Consider the following 14,633-nt stretch of genomic DNA (forward strand, 5'->3'; position numbering starts at 1 on the left):
TGCAGTTTCAATGCCCGCCTGAGTCCAATAGGCGACACATCACCGGCTCCGGACCAAATCACTCTTTCCGCAATCGGCTCAACCGCCTATGATCCCGGAAAAAAGAAGATCAGGCAGAATGAAGAGCCGGGAGGCAGTATGCGTCTGACATGCCCGAATTGCGATGCGCAATATGAAGTGCCGGACGAGGTGATCCCCGCCGAAGGGCGCGACGTCCAGTGTTCGGATTGCGGACATACATGGTTCCAGCCCGCCGCCGGAGATGCCGTGAAAGGGGCCGGGGACGAGGAAGACTTTGCGCCGCCCCTGCCCGATGATCTGGCCGCCATGGACGCCCCGCGGCAAGCGCGCGCCCGCGACGACGAGTTCGAGGAGGAGGAGGACGACGACGACAGGGACTTTTCCGCTGTCGGGACGCAATCCACGATGCCCGAAGGCCGCGGCATCGACTCCGACATTTCGGGTATCCTGCGTGAAGAGGCCGAACGCGAAGCCCGGCTGCGCGCGCGTGAGGCGGAAGCGCTGGAAAGCCAACCCGATCTTGGCCTCGACGCATATCCCGGCGACGAACCCGAGCGCCGTGCCCGCGAGGCGCACAATCGAATGGCCCGTATCCGCGGCGAAGAGCCGGAAATCGAAGAGCAAGTCGCCGGGTCGCGTCGCGGCCTGCTGCCCGATATCGAGGAGATCAACTCGACCCTGCGCGGATCGGAAACCAAGGCTGGCACCCCTGCGCCTGTCACACACGAGCGCGCGCGCAAGCAGCGGTCCGGCGGATTCACGCGCGGGCTGGTGGTAATGCTGGTGTTCGGCGCGGTGCTGTTCCTGCTCTATGCCAATGCGCCGCACATCGCCCGCAGCGTGCCGCAGGCCGACCCGATGCTCAGCGCCTATGTCGCCCTCGTCGACCAGGCCCGGCTCTGGCTCGACGCGCAGGTCGCGGCTCTGGTGCCTCGACCATAGTACCCGACCGCCTTGGCGGCGGCGCACCCCCGAGATTTTTCGACGAAAAATCTCCGCCGCCTGCGGGAGTATTCGTGAAAGAATGAATCGGGCGGGCAGTCTCAGAACCTGTCGAGCAGCCGCTCGAGATAATCCAGTTCGATCTGAGGCCGTTCACGTTCGCCCGAACGGCGGCGGATCTCGTCCAGCAGTTCCCGTGCCCGGCGATAGACATCCTCGCCGCCCAGCAGGTTTTCATCCGTGTGGATGCCCCCCTGCGAACCGGGGGTGCGGCCCAACGGATCACGGTTCTGGGCGCGCATGTCGCCCTCCTGGTTGCCTTGTCCGGGTTGCTGTTCCTGTGCCAGCGCCTCGCCCAGCGACCGCATGCCTTCACGCAGCGCCTCCATCGCCTCGGCCTGGCGGTCGATCGCCTCGGGAAGATCGTCCTGCCGGAGCGCGTCCTCGGCGCCTTCCATGGCGCGGCCGGCGCGGCCAAGCGCCTCGCGCGCGGCATCGCCCTCGGGCGTGCCCTGGCCCGGCAGGTTCTGCTGCTGCCGGCCCAGTTCGTTGCGCAGCGCCTGCTGGCGGTCGGCCAGGCTGCGCTGGTCGGGCTGCCCGCCCTCGCCATCCTGCCCAGAGCCCGGCTCACGGCCGGCCTGCCCCTCGCCCTCGTGGCTCTGGCCACGGCCCTGGCCGCCGCTGCGACCTTCGTTCTGCTGGTTCTCGCCCGCCTGCGCACCGGGGTTGAACTGTTCCTGAAGGTCGCGGAAGGCCTGATCGGACAGGCCCTGCTGGTTGCGCAGCGTTTCGGCCAGCCCCTCCATCGCACGCTGGCCCTCGGACTGGCCGTTCTGGCCCTGCCCCTGGGTCACGCGCATGTTCTCCATCATCTGCTGGAATTCCTGCAACGCCTGCTGCGCCTCGGCCATCCGGCCCTGTTCCATCAGCTCCTGGATCCGGTCCATCATCCGTTGCAGGTCGTCCTGCGTCATCTGCAGGCTCTGCTGGTCCTGCGCCTGGCCGTCCGGGTTCTGGCTGTCGCCATCGCGCTGCGCCTGCTGCATCAGCTGCCGCAGGTAATCGTCGGTCGCCTCGCGCAACTCCTGCATCAGTTCGGCGATCTCCTGGTCGCTGGCGCCGTTCTTCATCGCCTCGCTCAACCGTTCCTGCGCCTGGCGCATCCGCTCCAGCGCATCACTTAGCGTACCCTCTTCCAGCAGGATTGCCAGGTCCCACAGCGCCTGTGCAATCTCCTCCTGTTGCGCAACCTGCAACCCTCCGTGCCGGTTCAGCGCCTCGAGCCGCCGCAGGATCACCCGCAGCCGCAGATAGGCGGTTTCGGATTTGAACACCTCCTCGGGCCGATGCGACACCGCCCGCAGGATCAATGCCACCCGCGCCGCATTCTCCCGCGACCACAACAGGTCGCGCCGCATCTCGATCACCGCAGCTGCCAGCGGGTCAAAGAACCGCCGCGCCGGCAGCGCCACGCCATAAGGCATGGTCTCGGCCTCCTGCCCGGCGGCATCCTGCGCCACCAGCGTAATCGTCACCGGCAGATGCGCCCAGGGGTGCTGCGAGAAATCCTCGATCAGATTCTCGGTGAAATCGCGCCTGTCACCCGAAATCGGCAAGGGCAGATCGACCGTGACCGCCTCGCGCGGCTCGGGCATCACGCTCAGCCCGTGGCGACGGTCGACGGCGGCCAGGTCAAGTTCGATCCGGGCCGAACCGCCCGTCACGCCATAGTCGTCGGCAGCGGTAAAGGGCATCACCATCTGCCCGCCCGCACCGCTTTCGGCAGGACCGGCGATGTCGACAAGCGGCGGATGGTCGGCCCGCATGGCCACCCGCCAGCTGCGCCCACCCGGCCCTTTGATGGCCAGATCGCCACTGCGGGTGACAGTCAGCGACTGTTCAGGGGTATCAGGCTGCGCGATCGGCGTGTCGGACACGCTTTCAGCCAGGCTCAACTGGCCGACTTCACCATAGAACCGCAGGGTGATGCGGGTACCCTGCGGCACATCCAGCGTCTCTTCTGCCTGTTCATTCAGGTAGAGTGTCGGCAGCCCTGTATAACGCGGCGGCTCGATCCAGCCTTCCCAGCTCGGTCCCTGCGCGGCAACGGCGGCACCGGGTGCAAGACCCGAGACCGTCGACACATGACGGATCGAGCCGAAGAGGATCGCGACGGCCAGGCACAGAACCGCCATGTAGCGCAACCCCAGGGGATCGCGGTTCCGCAGCATCAGGTCGGGCGGCACCGCCGGCGCAGCGGCCACGCGCGCCGCCATACGCGCCTGATGCGCCCGCCACAACGCCGCCGAAGCCGGATCCTGCACCCCGATCACCTGATCGTCCAGCAGCGCCTGTACCGGTCGCCCGGGCAAGGTCGCGTCCAGCCGCGCCAGCGCATCGGCACGGGTCGGGAACCGGAACCGTCGCAGCCCCCGGACGAGAACCCAGAGAATGGTCACCGCCAGCAGAGCGGCCCCGCCCCAGGCCCAACCGACCGGTAGCATCTCGTGAAACCGCAACATGGGCAGGGCCAGCCCAAGCATCAACGCCGAAATCAGCGGCCAGAATGCGCGCAATGCCCGTTCCGCCACCATTCCTGCAAGGGTCACACCCAGCACGAGGCGGCGAAGCGGTAATGTCTGGTTTCGACGACGTGTCAATCCGGGCCTCCTGACGGCCCGCGCGGTTCAACGCGTCAAAGCCATGAGGGAATGGTATCGCGGTTTATGATTTCGTCAAAGCTCGGCCTTGCGCGAATAACCGCAAATTGATCCCCATTGACCAGAATCTCGGGGATCAGCGGGCGGGTGTTGTACTCGCTCGACATCACCGCACCATAGGCCCCGGCGCTGCGGAACGCCACCAGATCGCCGGCGGCGAGCGGTGGCATCATGCGCCCCTTGGCGAAAGTGTCGCCGGTTTCGCAGACCGGGCCGACGATGTCATAGGGCTGCGGTTCGGCCCCTGGTTCGGGCTCGACCACCGGCACGATGTCGTGATGCGCGTCGTACATGGCGGGCCGGATCAGGTCGTTCATCGCCCCGTCGAGGATCAGGAAATCGCGCCCCTCGCCGGATTTCACATAGATCACCTTCGACACCATCAGCCCGGCATTGCCGGCGATCAGCCGGCCCGGCTCGATCTCGATCTCGCAGCCCAGATGCCCCAGCGTGCGCTTGATCAGCGCGCCATAGTCCAGCGGCAGCGGCGGCGCCTCGTTCGAGCGGGTATAGGGAATGCCCAGACCCCCGCCCAGATCCAGACGGCGGATGTCATGGCCTTCGGCGCGCAGTTTCTCCGTCAGGTCGGCCACCTTCAGATAGGCGGCCTCGAACGGCGCCAGATCGGTCAGTTGCGATCCGATATGCACGTCGATGCCCACCACTTCCAGCCCCGGCAGCGCCGCAGCATGGGCATAGACGGCGCTCGCCCGCGCGATCGGGATGCCGAACTTGTTCTCGGACTTGCCGGTGGCGATCTTGGCATGCGTCTTTGCATCCACGTCGGGGTTCACGCGGATGGTGATCGGCGCCACCTTGCCCAGCGCCTGCGCCACCGCGCTGATCGCCTCCATCTCGGGCTCGGATTCGACGTTGAACTGACGGATGCCGCCTTCCAGCGCGACACGGATTTCCTCGGCCGTCTTGCCGACGCCCGAGAACACGATCTTCTCGCCCGGCACGCCCGCCGCCCTGGCCCGCAGGTACTCGCCCACCGAAACCACGTCCATCCCCGCGCCCGCCTGCGCCAGCGTGCGCAGAATCGCCTGATTGCTCGCCGCCTTCATCGCGTAGCAGACCAGGTGGTCGGTGCCCTCCAACGCCTCGTCGAACAGCTGGTAATGCCGCAGCAGCGTGGCGGTGGAATAGACATAGAACGGGGTGCCCACCGCGGCGGCGATGTCGGCCACGGGCACATCCTCGGCGTAGAGCGCGCCGTCGCGATAGAGAAAATGATCCATGTTGCGCGCTTAGCCCGAAACGGCCCGCCGGATCAATCGGTCCCGCGCGTCGCACAAGCGATTCTTGCGAGGCTCCGCCTCGCGCTCCGGAGTATTTTTGACCAGAAAGAAGCAGGGACCGGATTGCCTTCTTTCTGGTCGGAAATACTCCGGGGGAGTCGCCGTCAGGCGACGGGGGCAGCGCCCCCTTTTGGCCGCAGCCGCAGGAACAGGTAGAGCGGCAAGCCGCAACTCACCCCGATGCAGAATGTCGCCGGGATCGCCAGAAGGCCCGGCCAGTACCGCGTCCGCAAGGTGTCATCCAGCACCCAGACGGTCAACGCCACAGCCGCAATCGTGAGATCCCAGACCAGCCCGGAACTGGCGGCATTGGCGTGCCAGGCCTCCACCATGGCCGCCAGGTCGAACCCGTTTTCCCCGAACCAGCGCAGGAAATACCACATCGGGTGGATCGCCCCCCAGATGGCAAGGATCAGGAATATCGGGCGCATCCGCTGCATGTCACTCTCCCATGGTGCAGCGCGACAGCTAGCGCGCCCGCGCCGCGACGCAAGCCCGTTGCCCGAGAGATCGGCCTGATTGTCCGGTCAGAAGCCCAGCCACAGGTTGAACGGCCCCTTGCCGAGCCCGACACCGCCGCTGACATGGGTGCCGCTGCCCGAGACGCCCACATTCGCCGCCACCGTCGGCTGCACCGGTTCGCCATCGGCACCACAGCCCGACAGCAGCGCACCAACGGCGACAACCAGGCTCAGGCGGATCGGTGTCATGCCAACGTCTCCTTCCAGCGGGCGACCTGCGCGCGGACCTGCGCGGGCGCGGTGCCGCCATAGCTCTGGCGCGAGTTTACCGAGTTTTCGACGCCAAGCACACCATAGACATCCGCCGTGATGTCCGCATGGGCCGACTGCATCTCTTCGAGGCTCAGATCCGGCAGGTCGCAGCCCTTCTTTTCGGCCAGCGCCACCAGGCTGCCGGTCACATGGTGGGCATCGCGGAACGGCAGGCCCAGCACCCGCACCAGCCAGTCGGCCAGGTCCGTCGCGGTCGAGAAGCCCGACCCGGCGGCAGCGGCCAGAGACGGGCGGTTGGCGGTCATGTCGCGCACCATCCCCTCCATCGCCGCCAGCGCCAGCATCCAGTTGTCGGCCGCGTCGAAGACCTGCTCCTTGTCCTCCTGCATGTCCTTGGAATAGGCCAGCGGCAGACCTTTCATCACCATCATCAGCGCGGTATTGGCGCCAAAGATACGACCCACCTTGGCCCGGATCAGCTCGGCCGCATCGGGGTTCTTCTTTTGCGGCATGATCGACGAGCCGGTCGAGAACCGGTCAGACAGGATCACGAACCGGAACTGGGCGCTGGACCAGATCACCAGCTCCTCGGCAAAGCGCGACAGGTGCATGGCGCAGATCGAGGCGACCGACAGGAACTCCAGCGCGAAATCGCGGTCGCTGACAGCATCCAGCGAATTGGCCGTGGGCCGATCGAACCCCAGCGCCGCCGCCGTCATGTGCCGGTCGATCGGGAAAGACGTGCCCGCCAGCGCCGCCGAGCCCAGGGGCGATTCGTTCATCCGGACGCGGGCGTCGCGCACCCGGCTCAGGTCGCGGCCGAACATCTCGACATAGGCCATCATGTGATGGCCCCAGGTCACTGGCTGCGCTGTCTGAAGATGGGTGAACCCCGGCATCACCCAATCGGCCCCCGCCTCGGCCTGACCAAGCAGCGCCCGGATCAGCGCCAAGAGCCCCTGTTCGGCGGCGTCGAACTGGTCGCGCACCCAGAGCTTGAAATCGGTCGCCACCTGGTCGTTGCGCGACCGGGCGGTGTGCAGCCGCCCCGCCGGCTCGCCGATGATCTCCTTCAGCCGCGCCTCGACATTCATGTGAATGTCCTCCAGCGCGGTGGAAAATGTAAACGAACCGCCCTCGATCTCTGACAAAACGGTGAGCAGCCCTTCCCGAATGGCCTCGGCATCACTATCCGTAATAACGCCCGTGGCGGCCAACATGGCCGCATGGGCCCGCGAGCCCGCGATGTCCTGGGCCGCCATCCGCTGGTCGAACCCGATGGACGCATTAATTGCTTCCATGATCGCGTCCGGTCCGGCGGCAAAGCGGCCGCCCCACATCTGGTTCGAGGTCTTGTCGGTCATCGTGCTAAACCCTTCGGAGGGGATATGAAGAAACTGTTGCTCGCCCTCGTCTATACCGCCGCCGCGCTGGGCGCAAACCCATCGGCCGGTGCCGCCGCAGACCGCACCGAGATCGAGGCGCTGCGCGACGGCGACATGAAGAAACTGATCGTGCTGCCGGAACGCCGCGCGGTGTCGCAGGTGCCGTTCCAGCTGGCAGACGGTGCCGGTGAGGCCACCCTGGGGGATTACAGGGGCAAGGTGGTGCTCCTGAACTTCTGGGCCACATGGTGCGCCCCCTGCCGCAAGGAGATGCCGCAGCTTTCGGCCCTGCAAACAGATTTGGGGGGTGAGAGTTTCGAGGTGCTGACCATCGCCACCGGGCGCAATTCGCCAGCCGGCATCCAGAAATTCCTGGGCGAGATCGGCGTCGACAACCTGCCCCGGCACCAGGACCCGAAACAGGCGCTGGCGCGCGAGATGGCGGTGATCGGCCTGCCGGTCACGGTGCTGATCGACGCTGACGGCATGGAGGTCGCCCGCCTCATCGGCGATGCCGATTGGAACTCGGACAGCGCCCGCGCCATCATAACGGCGGTCATCGGCACCGACAGCTAGGCCAAGACCTCCGGCCTGTTTCGTGCTACCCTGACGGGGCCTACACGCCGGAGGGTACCTCGATGTGGCCCGATACACGACTGTGCGATCTCCTGGGGATCGAACACCCGATCATCCAGGCCCCGATGACAGGCACCTGCACACCCGCGCTGGCCGCTGCGGTGTGCAATGCCGGCGGGTTCGGCTCTTTGGGCTGCGCCGAAAAACCGCTGGACCGGATCCGGCGCGAAGTGGCCGAGCTGCGCAGCCTGACGGACCGCCCCTTCAACCTGAATTTCTTCACCGTCGATGCACCCCGGACCGACCCACAGACCCTCGCCCGCACCCGCGACCGCCTGAAACCCTGGTATGACAGGTTCGGCCTGGGCGCCCCGCCCGACCGGTTGCCCGACCTCAAGCCCGGGTTCGACGCCGAAAAACTCGACCTGATGCTGGAACTGCGCCCGCGCGTGGTCAGCTTCCATTTTGGCATCCCCGACGCATCCGTGCTGACCGTGCTCAAAGGTGCCGGTATCCTCCTGATCGGCACTGCCACCACCGCCGCCGAGGCCCGGGCGCTGGACCGCGCGGGCTTTGACGCCATCATTGCCCAAGGCTGGGAGGCGGGCGGCCACCGCGGCTCGCACCGCGTGACCCAACCGCACGAGGGCGTCGGCACCATGGCGCTGGTGCCGCAGATCGCCGATGCGGTCTCGGTGCCGGTGATCGCGGCGGGCGGCATTGGCGACGGGCGCGGCATCGCCGCCGCGTTGGCGCTGGGGGCCGCAGGCGTGCAGATGGGCACCGCCTTTCTCCGCTGCCCCGAGGCGGCAACCGCAACCGCCTGGCGCGACCGGCTGCGCGCCGCGACCGAGGCCGACACGATGGCAACCGATGCTTTCTCCGGGCGCTGCGCCCGTGCGCTCAGCTCGCGCTTCGCCGAAGAGATGGCGCAGCATCACGATCCCCGGCCCGGTTTCATCCAGATGTATGCGCTCTCCGGCCCGCTGCTCGACGCCGCCCCGGACGAGGAGGTCTCGTTCCACCTCTGCGGCCAGGCCCTGACGCTCGGCCGCGACATCGGCGCCGCCGAACTTATGGCGCAACTGGCCCGCGACACGCGCGACAGTCTCGCCCGCCTCTCCCCGCGCTGACGCCACGCGACCCTTTGACAAGCGCCGCATCCCGGCTCCACTCTGCCAACAGGGAGGAGCCCATGCCACTTGAATTCCTGCTGATCCTGGTGATCGGCGGCATATCGGCCATCGCCGTCATCCTGCACCTGACCGGGCGCTCGCACCGCGCGGTCCTGCTGCCCGAGGATGCGCGCGCCGCCTGGCACCGGCATTTTCCCGACGACATGATCGTCGACGTCACCGTCGCCCATGACGGCCACGCCGCTCTGGTCGAGACCGAACAGGGCCCCGGTCTCCTGTGGTCCTTCGGGGCCGATACCGTGGGCCGCCACCTGCGCGATTTCGACCTTCTCGACCACCCGCAGGGCCTGCGCGTCCTGTTCCACGACTTCACCGCGCCGCAGGTGACGCTGCACCTTTCCCCAGACGAACGCCGCGACTGGCAGGCCAGGATGACCCCCCGATGACCGAAACGCTCAGCTTCCCCGACCCCACGCAACTGGCGGTGCCCTTCTTCATCGCCGCCATCCTGATCGAGTTCCTGTGGATCGCGATGAAGAAGCGCGGCGGCCGGTACGAGACCCGCGATGCCGTCACCTCGCTGGTCATGGGCGCGGGGTCGGTGGCCGAGGGCATCCTGCTGGGCTTCATCGCCTGGGGCTTCCTGATGGTTCTCTGGGATCTGACGCCGCTCGATCTCGGCACCTCGGTGTGGGCGCTGGTCGCCTGTTTCGTGCTGGATGACCTGCGCTATTACTGGGTGCACCGCTTCGGCCACCGCATCCGCTGGGTCTGGGCCAGCCACGTCAACCACCATTCCAGCCAGCACTACAACCTGACCACCGCGCTCAGGCAGACCTGGACCGGTACCTTCACCTTCATGATGGTGGTCAAGGCGCCGCTGGTGCTGTTGGGCTTTCACCCCGCGCTGGTCCTCTTCGCCGGCGGGCTCAACCTGATCTACCAGTTCTGGATCCATACCGAGGCGATCGGCAAGCTGCCCGGCTGGTTCGAGGCGGTGATGAACACGCCCAGCCACCACCGCGTGCACCATGGCCGCAACCCCCGCTATCTGGATTGCAACTATGCCGGGGTGTTCATCGTCTGGGACAGGATGTTCGGCACTTTCGTGCCCGAGCAAGAGGATGAAAAGGTCGACTACGGCCTCGTCCACAACCTCGGCACGTTCAACCCGCTGCGGGTGGCCTTTCACGAATGGCTGGGGATCTGGCGCGACATCACGCAACCCGGGCTGACCCTGCGCCAGCGGCTCGCCTATGCCTTTGCCCCGCCGGGATACAGCCATGACGGCAGCCGCGAGACCTCGGCACAGATCAAGGCCAGGCACCTCGCCCGCCACCCGCAGGACCGTGGCACGCCGGGGTTCACGGATAGGCCGCCCGGTCCGGCGCAGGGTCTGCGCTCCTGAGCCCGCATCCGTCTAGATTGCGGGCTTCAGATACTGCTCCACCGCCAGCCGGTCGCCATCGGCAGCCACCATCCCGGCCTGCGCCAGCGCCCGCAGGGGCTCGACCTGTGACCGGTCGCCCAGCGCGCCGAACCGCCGCGCCACCGCACCGGCCAGCGCCGGGTCGTCCCGCAGCAGCGCCGCGACCAGACCGCGCACATGGGATTGCAAATCCGGCTCGCCCGTCAGGCTGTGAAGCGCCAGCGCCTCGACCAGCACCTCGCGCGTCTCGGGCGTGAAGGCGGGCCCCGCCCGCAGCAGCGCCGCGATCCGGTCTGCCCCCGGCCGCCCCTGGCTCTCGATCAGCGCCACCGCATAGGCCCCGGCCATGCTGCCGGTCGGCGATCTCCCGCCCGCAAACTTGGCGCGCAGGAACGCGGCCGCCGCCGGATCCGGGCTCTTGCCCAGCAACAGCACCCGGATCGGTATCATCCTGAACCGGTGCGGCGCATAGAAATCCGCCGTCAGCAACGCGGTGTCCGGGGCCAGCGACAGGCGGTCGAACACCGCGTAAGGCGCCTGGTCCAGCTCGGCCAGGACCAGGTCGTCCACCCTCCGGTCCGGGTGATGCAGAAGATCGGCGAAGAACTGGAACCGGCCCGCCTGATCGCCCGCAGCCCAGCTCTCCAGCCGCGGCACGATCCGGTCCAGCACCGACCGGAATGCAGCATCGACATAGGCGAGCTGCACCCAGGTTCCGTCCCCACCGTCGCGCGCGAACATCACCCTGTCCTGCGGGCCGAGATTCAGCCGCCGCCGGGTCAGCGAATCGACCAGCTGCGGTATCTCGACCCCGTCAAGGCTGCCCCGGATCGCCTCGACGGCAACAAAGCGGAACGGATTTTCAGGATCGGCCCGCGCCAGCACGATGTGATCGCTCTCCAGCATCCGGTCGATCACGGTCCTTTCCGGCAGGTAGCCGTGAAAACCGCAGGCCCGCGCCTCGCCCGCCGCCAGCACAAGGATCAGCGTCGCGCCGAGAAACGATATCAGCTTTCGCATATCCACTCTCCCCCGGCCCCCGGGACCGCCAACGTTATTCCCCCAAGGCAGGACGCCCTGTTCCTTCACTACCATATTCTTCCAGTTTTCCGACAATTCCAACTTTAACGGAACGGTAGGAAGTTTGCCCGAGCCTCATGCCGGACGGAACTCTGGATGCCGAACCATGACCTCATTTTCGAAACGCCGCGAAAAAATGGCCGACCTGCCGCCCGGCTCCGAAAGCCCGCTCAGCGCAGCGGTTTCAGGCCGCGACCGGTCGGCGGTCGCGATGGCGACCGAGGCGGTACGCCATGGTGACTGCATGCTGGCCTATCAACCTGTGCTTCAGGCGCATCCGCCCCATGCTGTCGCCTTCTGGGAAGGGTTCCTTCGCGTGCTCGACGAAACCGGCCGCCAGATCCCGGCGCGCGATTTCATGCCCCAGGTCGAAAACACCGAGATCGGGCGCGAGCTTGACCGGATCGCACTCGACACCGGGCTCAGGGCCTTGCGTAAAAAACCGGACATTCGGCTGTCGATCAACATGTCGGCGCGCTCCATCGGATTCCATTCCTGGATGCAGACGCTCGACCAGCACCTGTCGCGCGATCCTGCACTGGGCGAACGCCTGATCCTTGAAATCAACCAGACCTCGGCGATGGCGATGCCGGAACTGGTGATCGACTTCATGGACCGGCTGCAACCGCGCGGCATCGCCTTTGCGCTGGATGATTTCGGCGACGGCCCGATCGACTTCAACGCCTTCCGCGACTTCTTCTTCGACGCGGTCAAGATCGACGGCCGTTTCGTGCGCGGGGTGAGCGGCCATCGTGGCAATCAGGCCATCGTGCGCACCCTGGTCGCGCTCGCCAGGGAGTTCGAGATGCTCGTTGTTGCGGAATCGGTCGAGACCGAAGCCGACGCCGGCTTTCTCGTGGCAACCGGTGTCGATTGCCTCCAGGGCTTTCTTTGCGGCGCGCCGAGCGTCTCTCCCAAGTGGGACAGAAAACCGGTGAACCCCGCCCGCAAGGCGAACGCCTGACGGCCGAAACCCGCTTGCATGAACGTGAGACAAGCTGTCCGTTGCTGCGCATGCAGCGTTACGCTATGTCAAGGGCGCTTGAGCGGGGGATTTAGGGGCGCTCCAGAGTCGACTTCCGGCTCGTTTGCCGTCAGATTTCCCAATAGTCCATGACGGCATAGGATCGGATCACATGACCAACATCGTAATTGCATCGGCCGCCCGCACCGGCGTCGGCAGCTTTGGCGGATCGTTCGCCAATACCCCCGCACATGACCTGGGCGCCGCAGTGCTCGAAGCGGTCGTCGCCCGCGCGGGCATCGACAAGGCCGAAGTCAGCGAAACCATCCTCGGCCAGGTCCTGACCGCGGCCCAAGGCCAGAACCCCGCCCGCCAGGCCCATATCAACGCCGGACTGCCCAAGGAAAGCGCCGCCTGGGGCATCAACCAGGTCTGCGGTTCGGGCTTGCGCGCCGTGGCGCTGGGCGCTCAGCACATCCTGCTGGGCGACGCCGATATCGTCATCGCCGGCGGCCAGGAAAACATGACCCTCTCGCCCCATGCCGCGAATCTGCGCGCCGGCCACAAGATGGGCGACATGAAATATATCGACACGATGATCCGCGACGGTCTGTGGGATGCGTTCAACGGCTACCACATGGGCCAGACCGCCGAAAACGTCGCCGAACAGTGGCAGATCAGCCGCGAGATGCAGGACGAGTTCGCCGTCGCCTCGCAGAACAAGGCCGAAGCCGCACAGAAGGCCGGCAAGTTCGCCGACGAGATCGTGCCCTTCACCATCAAGACCCGCAAGGGCGACATCGTGATGGACAGCGACGAATACATCCGCCACGGCGCCACCATCGAGGCGATGCAGAAACTGCGCCCCGCCTTCACCAAGGACGGCAGCGTCACCGCCGCCAACGCCAGCGGCCTGAACGACGGTGCCGCCGCCACCCTGCTGATGACCGCCGAGAACGCCGAGAAGCGCGGTATCGAGCCGCTGGCCCGCATCGCTTCCTACGCCACCGCCGGGCTCGACCCGTCGATCATGGGTGTCGGCCCCATCCATGCCTCGCGCAAGGCGCTGGCCAAGGCCGGCTGGAAGGTCGAGGACCTGGACCTGGTCGAGGCCAACGAAGCCTTTGCCGCCCAGGCCTGTGCGGTGAACAAGGACATGGGCTGGGATCCGGCCATCGTCAACGTCAACGGCGGCGCCATCGCCATCGGCCACCCGATCGGCGCCTCGGGCTGCCGCGTCCTGAACACCCTACTCTTCGAAATGAAGCGCCGCAACGCCAAGAAGGGTCTCGCGACCCTCTGCATCGGTGGCGGCATGGGCGTTGCCCTCTGCGTGGAGCGCGACTGATCGCCCGAACCGGTCATAGGAACAGGGCGCCGTCAGGCGCCCTTTTTCGTGGCATTCCAAGAACATGCTGCAAGTGCGACAATATTGTTGCTCTGCAATGCGGGAATTCACCGCGAAACAATATTGCGCATTTCAGCCCCACATCGTAACAGCATTATCAAGCCAATTCAGATCTGGAGGATTCCTCAATGGCACGTACAGCACTCGTCACCGGCGGTTCGCGCGGCATCGGCGCCGCGATTTCCAAGGCGCTCAAGGCCGAAGGCTACAATGTCGCCGCCACCTATGCCGGCAATGACGAAGCCGCGGCAGCCTTCACCGCCGAGACCGGCATCAAGACCTACAAGTGGAACGTCGCCAGCTACGAGGACAGCGCAGCAGGCATCGCCAAGGTCGAGGCCGAGCTGGGCCCGATCGACGTGGTGGTCGCCAATGCCGGCATCACCAAGGACGCACCCTTCCACAAGATGACCCCGGAACAGTGGCAGCAGGTGATCGACACCAACCTGACCGGCGTGTTCAACACCGTCCATCCCGTCTGGCCCGGCATGCGCGAGCGCAAGTTCGGCCGCGTCATCGTGATCTCCTCGATCAACGGCCAGAAGGGCCAGTTCGCCCAGGTCAACTATGCCGCGACCAAGGCCGGCGACATCGGCATCGTCCGCTCCCTGGCCCAGGAAGGCGCCCGCGCCGGCATCACCGCCAACGCGGTCTGCCCCGGTTATATCGCCACCGAAATGGTCATGGCCGTGCCGGAGAAGGTGCGCGAATCCATCATCGCCCAGATCCCCGCAGGCCGCCTGGGCGAGCCCGAGGAAATCGCCCGCTGCGTGGTGTTCCTGGCCTCCGACGACGCCCAGTTCATCAACGGCTCGACCATCTCGGCCAACGGAGCCCAGTTCTTCGGCTGAAGACCGGCCCGTCATCCCATGCAAGACCGCCCCGTCCGGGGCGGTCTTTTTCGTTCAACACAGGCGCATCGCACGAAAAAATTTGG

14 protein-coding genes are annotated in these 14,633 nt (G+C 66.4%); 8 read left to right on the forward strand and 6 right to left on the reverse strand.

Annotation, left to right across the window (positions count from 1 at the left end; translation table 11 throughout):
• Window positions 1-138 precede the first annotated feature (138 nt).
• A complete protein-coding gene (locus BLT75_RS05270; protein ID WP_093028451.1) occupies window positions 139-963 on the forward strand; it encodes a zinc-ribbon domain-containing protein in 825 nt (274 codons plus the stop codon).
• A gap of 101 nt (window positions 964-1,064) precedes the next feature.
• On the opposite strand, the gene BLT75_RS05275 is transcribed toward BLT75_RS05270, so the two are convergent.
• The 5 genes from BLT75_RS05275 to argH all read right to left on the reverse strand — a co-directional run bounded on the left by BLT75_RS05275 (window position 1,065) and on the right by argH (window position 7,082).
• Window positions 1,065-3,623: a TIGR02302 family protein gene (locus BLT75_RS05275; RefSeq protein WP_093028453.1), complete on the reverse strand. Its 2,559-nt coding sequence runs from the start codon at window positions 3,621-3,623 to the stop codon at window positions 1,065-1,067.
• A 35-nt stretch (window positions 3,624-3,658) separates the two neighbouring features.
• Window positions 3,659-4,924 carry a diaminopimelate decarboxylase gene (gene lysA, locus BLT75_RS05280; protein ID WP_093028455.1) on the reverse strand — a complete coding sequence of 422 codons (1,266 nt, stop codon included), beginning with the start codon at window positions 4,922-4,924 and terminating at the stop codon, window positions 3,659-3,661.
• Between the two features lie 164 nt (window positions 4,925-5,088).
• On the reverse strand, window positions 5,089-5,415 hold the full coding sequence (locus tag BLT75_RS05285) for a DUF2834 domain-containing protein (protein WP_093029051.1): 327 nt from the start codon (window positions 5,413-5,415) through the stop codon (window positions 5,089-5,091).
• Window positions 5,416-5,511: 96 nt separating this feature from the next.
• A complete protein-coding gene (locus tag BLT75_RS05290) occupies window positions 5,512-5,694 on the reverse strand; it encodes a hypothetical protein (protein ID WP_093028456.1) in 183 nt (60 codons plus the stop codon).
• A complete protein-coding gene (gene argH, locus BLT75_RS05295) occupies window positions 5,691-7,082 on the reverse strand; it encodes an argininosuccinate lyase (RefSeq protein ID WP_093028458.1) in 1,392 nt (463 codons plus the stop codon). Before argH ends, BLT75_RS05290 begins: the two co-directional genes overlap by 4 nt.
• Before the next feature lie 24 nt (window positions 7,083-7,106).
• On the opposite strand from argH, the gene BLT75_RS05300 reads away from it, so the two are divergent.
• From BLT75_RS05300 to BLT75_RS05315, 4 genes are all read left to right on the forward strand, one after another.
• The gene (locus BLT75_RS05300) at window positions 7,107-7,679 is read left to right on the forward strand and encodes a TlpA disulfide reductase family protein (protein ID WP_093028460.1); all 573 of its coding nucleotides are present in this window, start codon (window positions 7,107-7,109) and stop codon (window positions 7,677-7,679) included.
• 62 nt (window positions 7,680-7,741) lie between these two features.
• Window positions 7,742-8,812, forward strand: coding sequence for an NAD(P)H-dependent flavin oxidoreductase (locus tag BLT75_RS05305; protein WP_093028462.1), 1,071 nt, complete (start codon window positions 7,742-7,744; stop codon window positions 8,810-8,812).
• Window positions 8,813-8,874: 62 nt separating this feature from the next.
• The gene (locus BLT75_RS05310) at window positions 8,875-9,261 is read left to right on the forward strand and encodes a hypothetical protein (RefSeq protein WP_093028464.1); all 387 of its coding nucleotides are present in this window, start codon (window positions 8,875-8,877) and stop codon (window positions 9,259-9,261) included.
• Entirely contained in the window at window positions 9,258-10,223 is a 966-nt protein-coding gene (locus tag BLT75_RS05315) for a sterol desaturase family protein (protein ID WP_093028466.1), read from the forward strand. Before BLT75_RS05310 ends, BLT75_RS05315 begins: the two co-directional genes overlap by 4 nt.
• Before the next feature lie 12 nt (window positions 10,224-10,235).
• On the opposite strand, the gene BLT75_RS05320 is transcribed toward BLT75_RS05315, so the two are convergent.
• Complete coding sequence (locus BLT75_RS05320) at window positions 10,236-11,264, reverse strand: hypothetical protein (RefSeq protein ID WP_093028467.1); 1,029 nt, start codon at window positions 11,262-11,264, stop codon at window positions 10,236-10,238.
• 166 nt (window positions 11,265-11,430) lie between these two features.
• On the opposite strand from BLT75_RS05320, the gene BLT75_RS05325 reads away from it, so the two are divergent.
• The 3 genes from BLT75_RS05325 (at window position 11,431) to phbB (ending at window position 14,547) form a co-directional block, all read left to right on the forward strand.
• Window positions 11,431-12,288, forward strand: a complete 858-nt coding sequence (locus BLT75_RS05325; protein WP_245706371.1) for an EAL domain-containing protein — start codon at window positions 11,431-11,433, stop codon at window positions 12,286-12,288.
• 172 nt (window positions 12,289-12,460) lie between these two features.
• Window positions 12,461-13,636 (forward strand): acetyl-CoA C-acetyltransferase, encoded by a 1,176-nt coding sequence (locus tag BLT75_RS05330; RefSeq protein WP_093028468.1) that lies wholly within the window; start codon window positions 12,461-12,463, stop codon window positions 13,634-13,636.
• 188 nt (window positions 13,637-13,824) lie between these two features.
• Entirely contained in the window at window positions 13,825-14,547 is a 723-nt protein-coding gene (gene phbB, locus BLT75_RS05335; protein ID WP_093028470.1) for an acetoacetyl-CoA reductase, read from the forward strand.
• The last annotated feature ends 86 nt before the right edge of the window (window positions 14,548-14,633 follow it).

Source organism: Ruegeria marina (genome assembly GCF_900101475.1).
Classification (GTDB): Bacteria; Pseudomonadota; Alphaproteobacteria; order Rhodobacterales; family Rhodobacteraceae; genus Ruegeria_B; species Ruegeria_B marina.

Excerpts from the sequence above, each read along its gene's own strand:
- BLT75_RS05270 (WP_093028451.1), top strand. The coding sequence starts at position 139 with ATGCGTCTGACATGCCCGAATTGCGATGCGCAATATGAAGTGCCGGAC.
- lysA (WP_093028455.1), bottom strand. The coding sequence starts at position 4,924 with ATGGATCATTTTCTCTATCGCGACGGCGCGCTCTACGCCGAGGATGTG.
- BLT75_RS05285 (WP_093029051.1), bottom strand. The coding sequence starts at position 5,415 with ATGCGCCCGATATTCCTGATCCTTGCCATCTGGGGGGCGATCCACCCG.
- BLT75_RS05290 (WP_093028456.1), bottom strand. The coding sequence starts at position 5,694 with ATGACACCGATCCGCCTGAGCCTGGTTGTCGCCGTTGGTGCGCTGCTG.
- argH (WP_093028458.1), bottom strand. The coding sequence starts at position 7,082 with ATGACCGACAAGACCTCGAACCAGATGTGGGGCGGCCGCTTTGCCGCC.
- BLT75_RS05300 (WP_093028460.1), top strand. The coding sequence starts at position 7,107 with ATGAAGAAACTGTTGCTCGCCCTCGTCTATACCGCCGCCGCGCTGGGC.
- BLT75_RS05305 (WP_093028462.1), top strand. The coding sequence starts at position 7,742 with ATGTGGCCCGATACACGACTGTGCGATCTCCTGGGGATCGAACACCCG.
- BLT75_RS05310 (WP_093028464.1), top strand. The coding sequence starts at position 8,875 with ATGCCACTTGAATTCCTGCTGATCCTGGTGATCGGCGGCATATCGGCC.
- BLT75_RS05315 (WP_093028466.1), top strand. The coding sequence starts at position 9,258 with ATGACCGAAACGCTCAGCTTCCCCGACCCCACGCAACTGGCGGTGCCC.
- BLT75_RS05320 (WP_093028467.1), bottom strand. The coding sequence starts at position 11,264 with ATGCGAAAGCTGATATCGTTTCTCGGCGCGACGCTGATCCTTGTGCTG.
- BLT75_RS05325 (WP_245706371.1), top strand. The coding sequence starts at position 11,431 with ATGACCTCATTTTCGAAACGCCGCGAAAAAATGGCCGACCTGCCGCCC.
- BLT75_RS05330 (WP_093028468.1), top strand. The coding sequence starts at position 12,461 with ATGACCAACATCGTAATTGCATCGGCCGCCCGCACCGGCGTCGGCAGC.
- phbB (WP_093028470.1), top strand. The coding sequence starts at position 13,825 with ATGGCACGTACAGCACTCGTCACCGGCGGTTCGCGCGGCATCGGCGCC.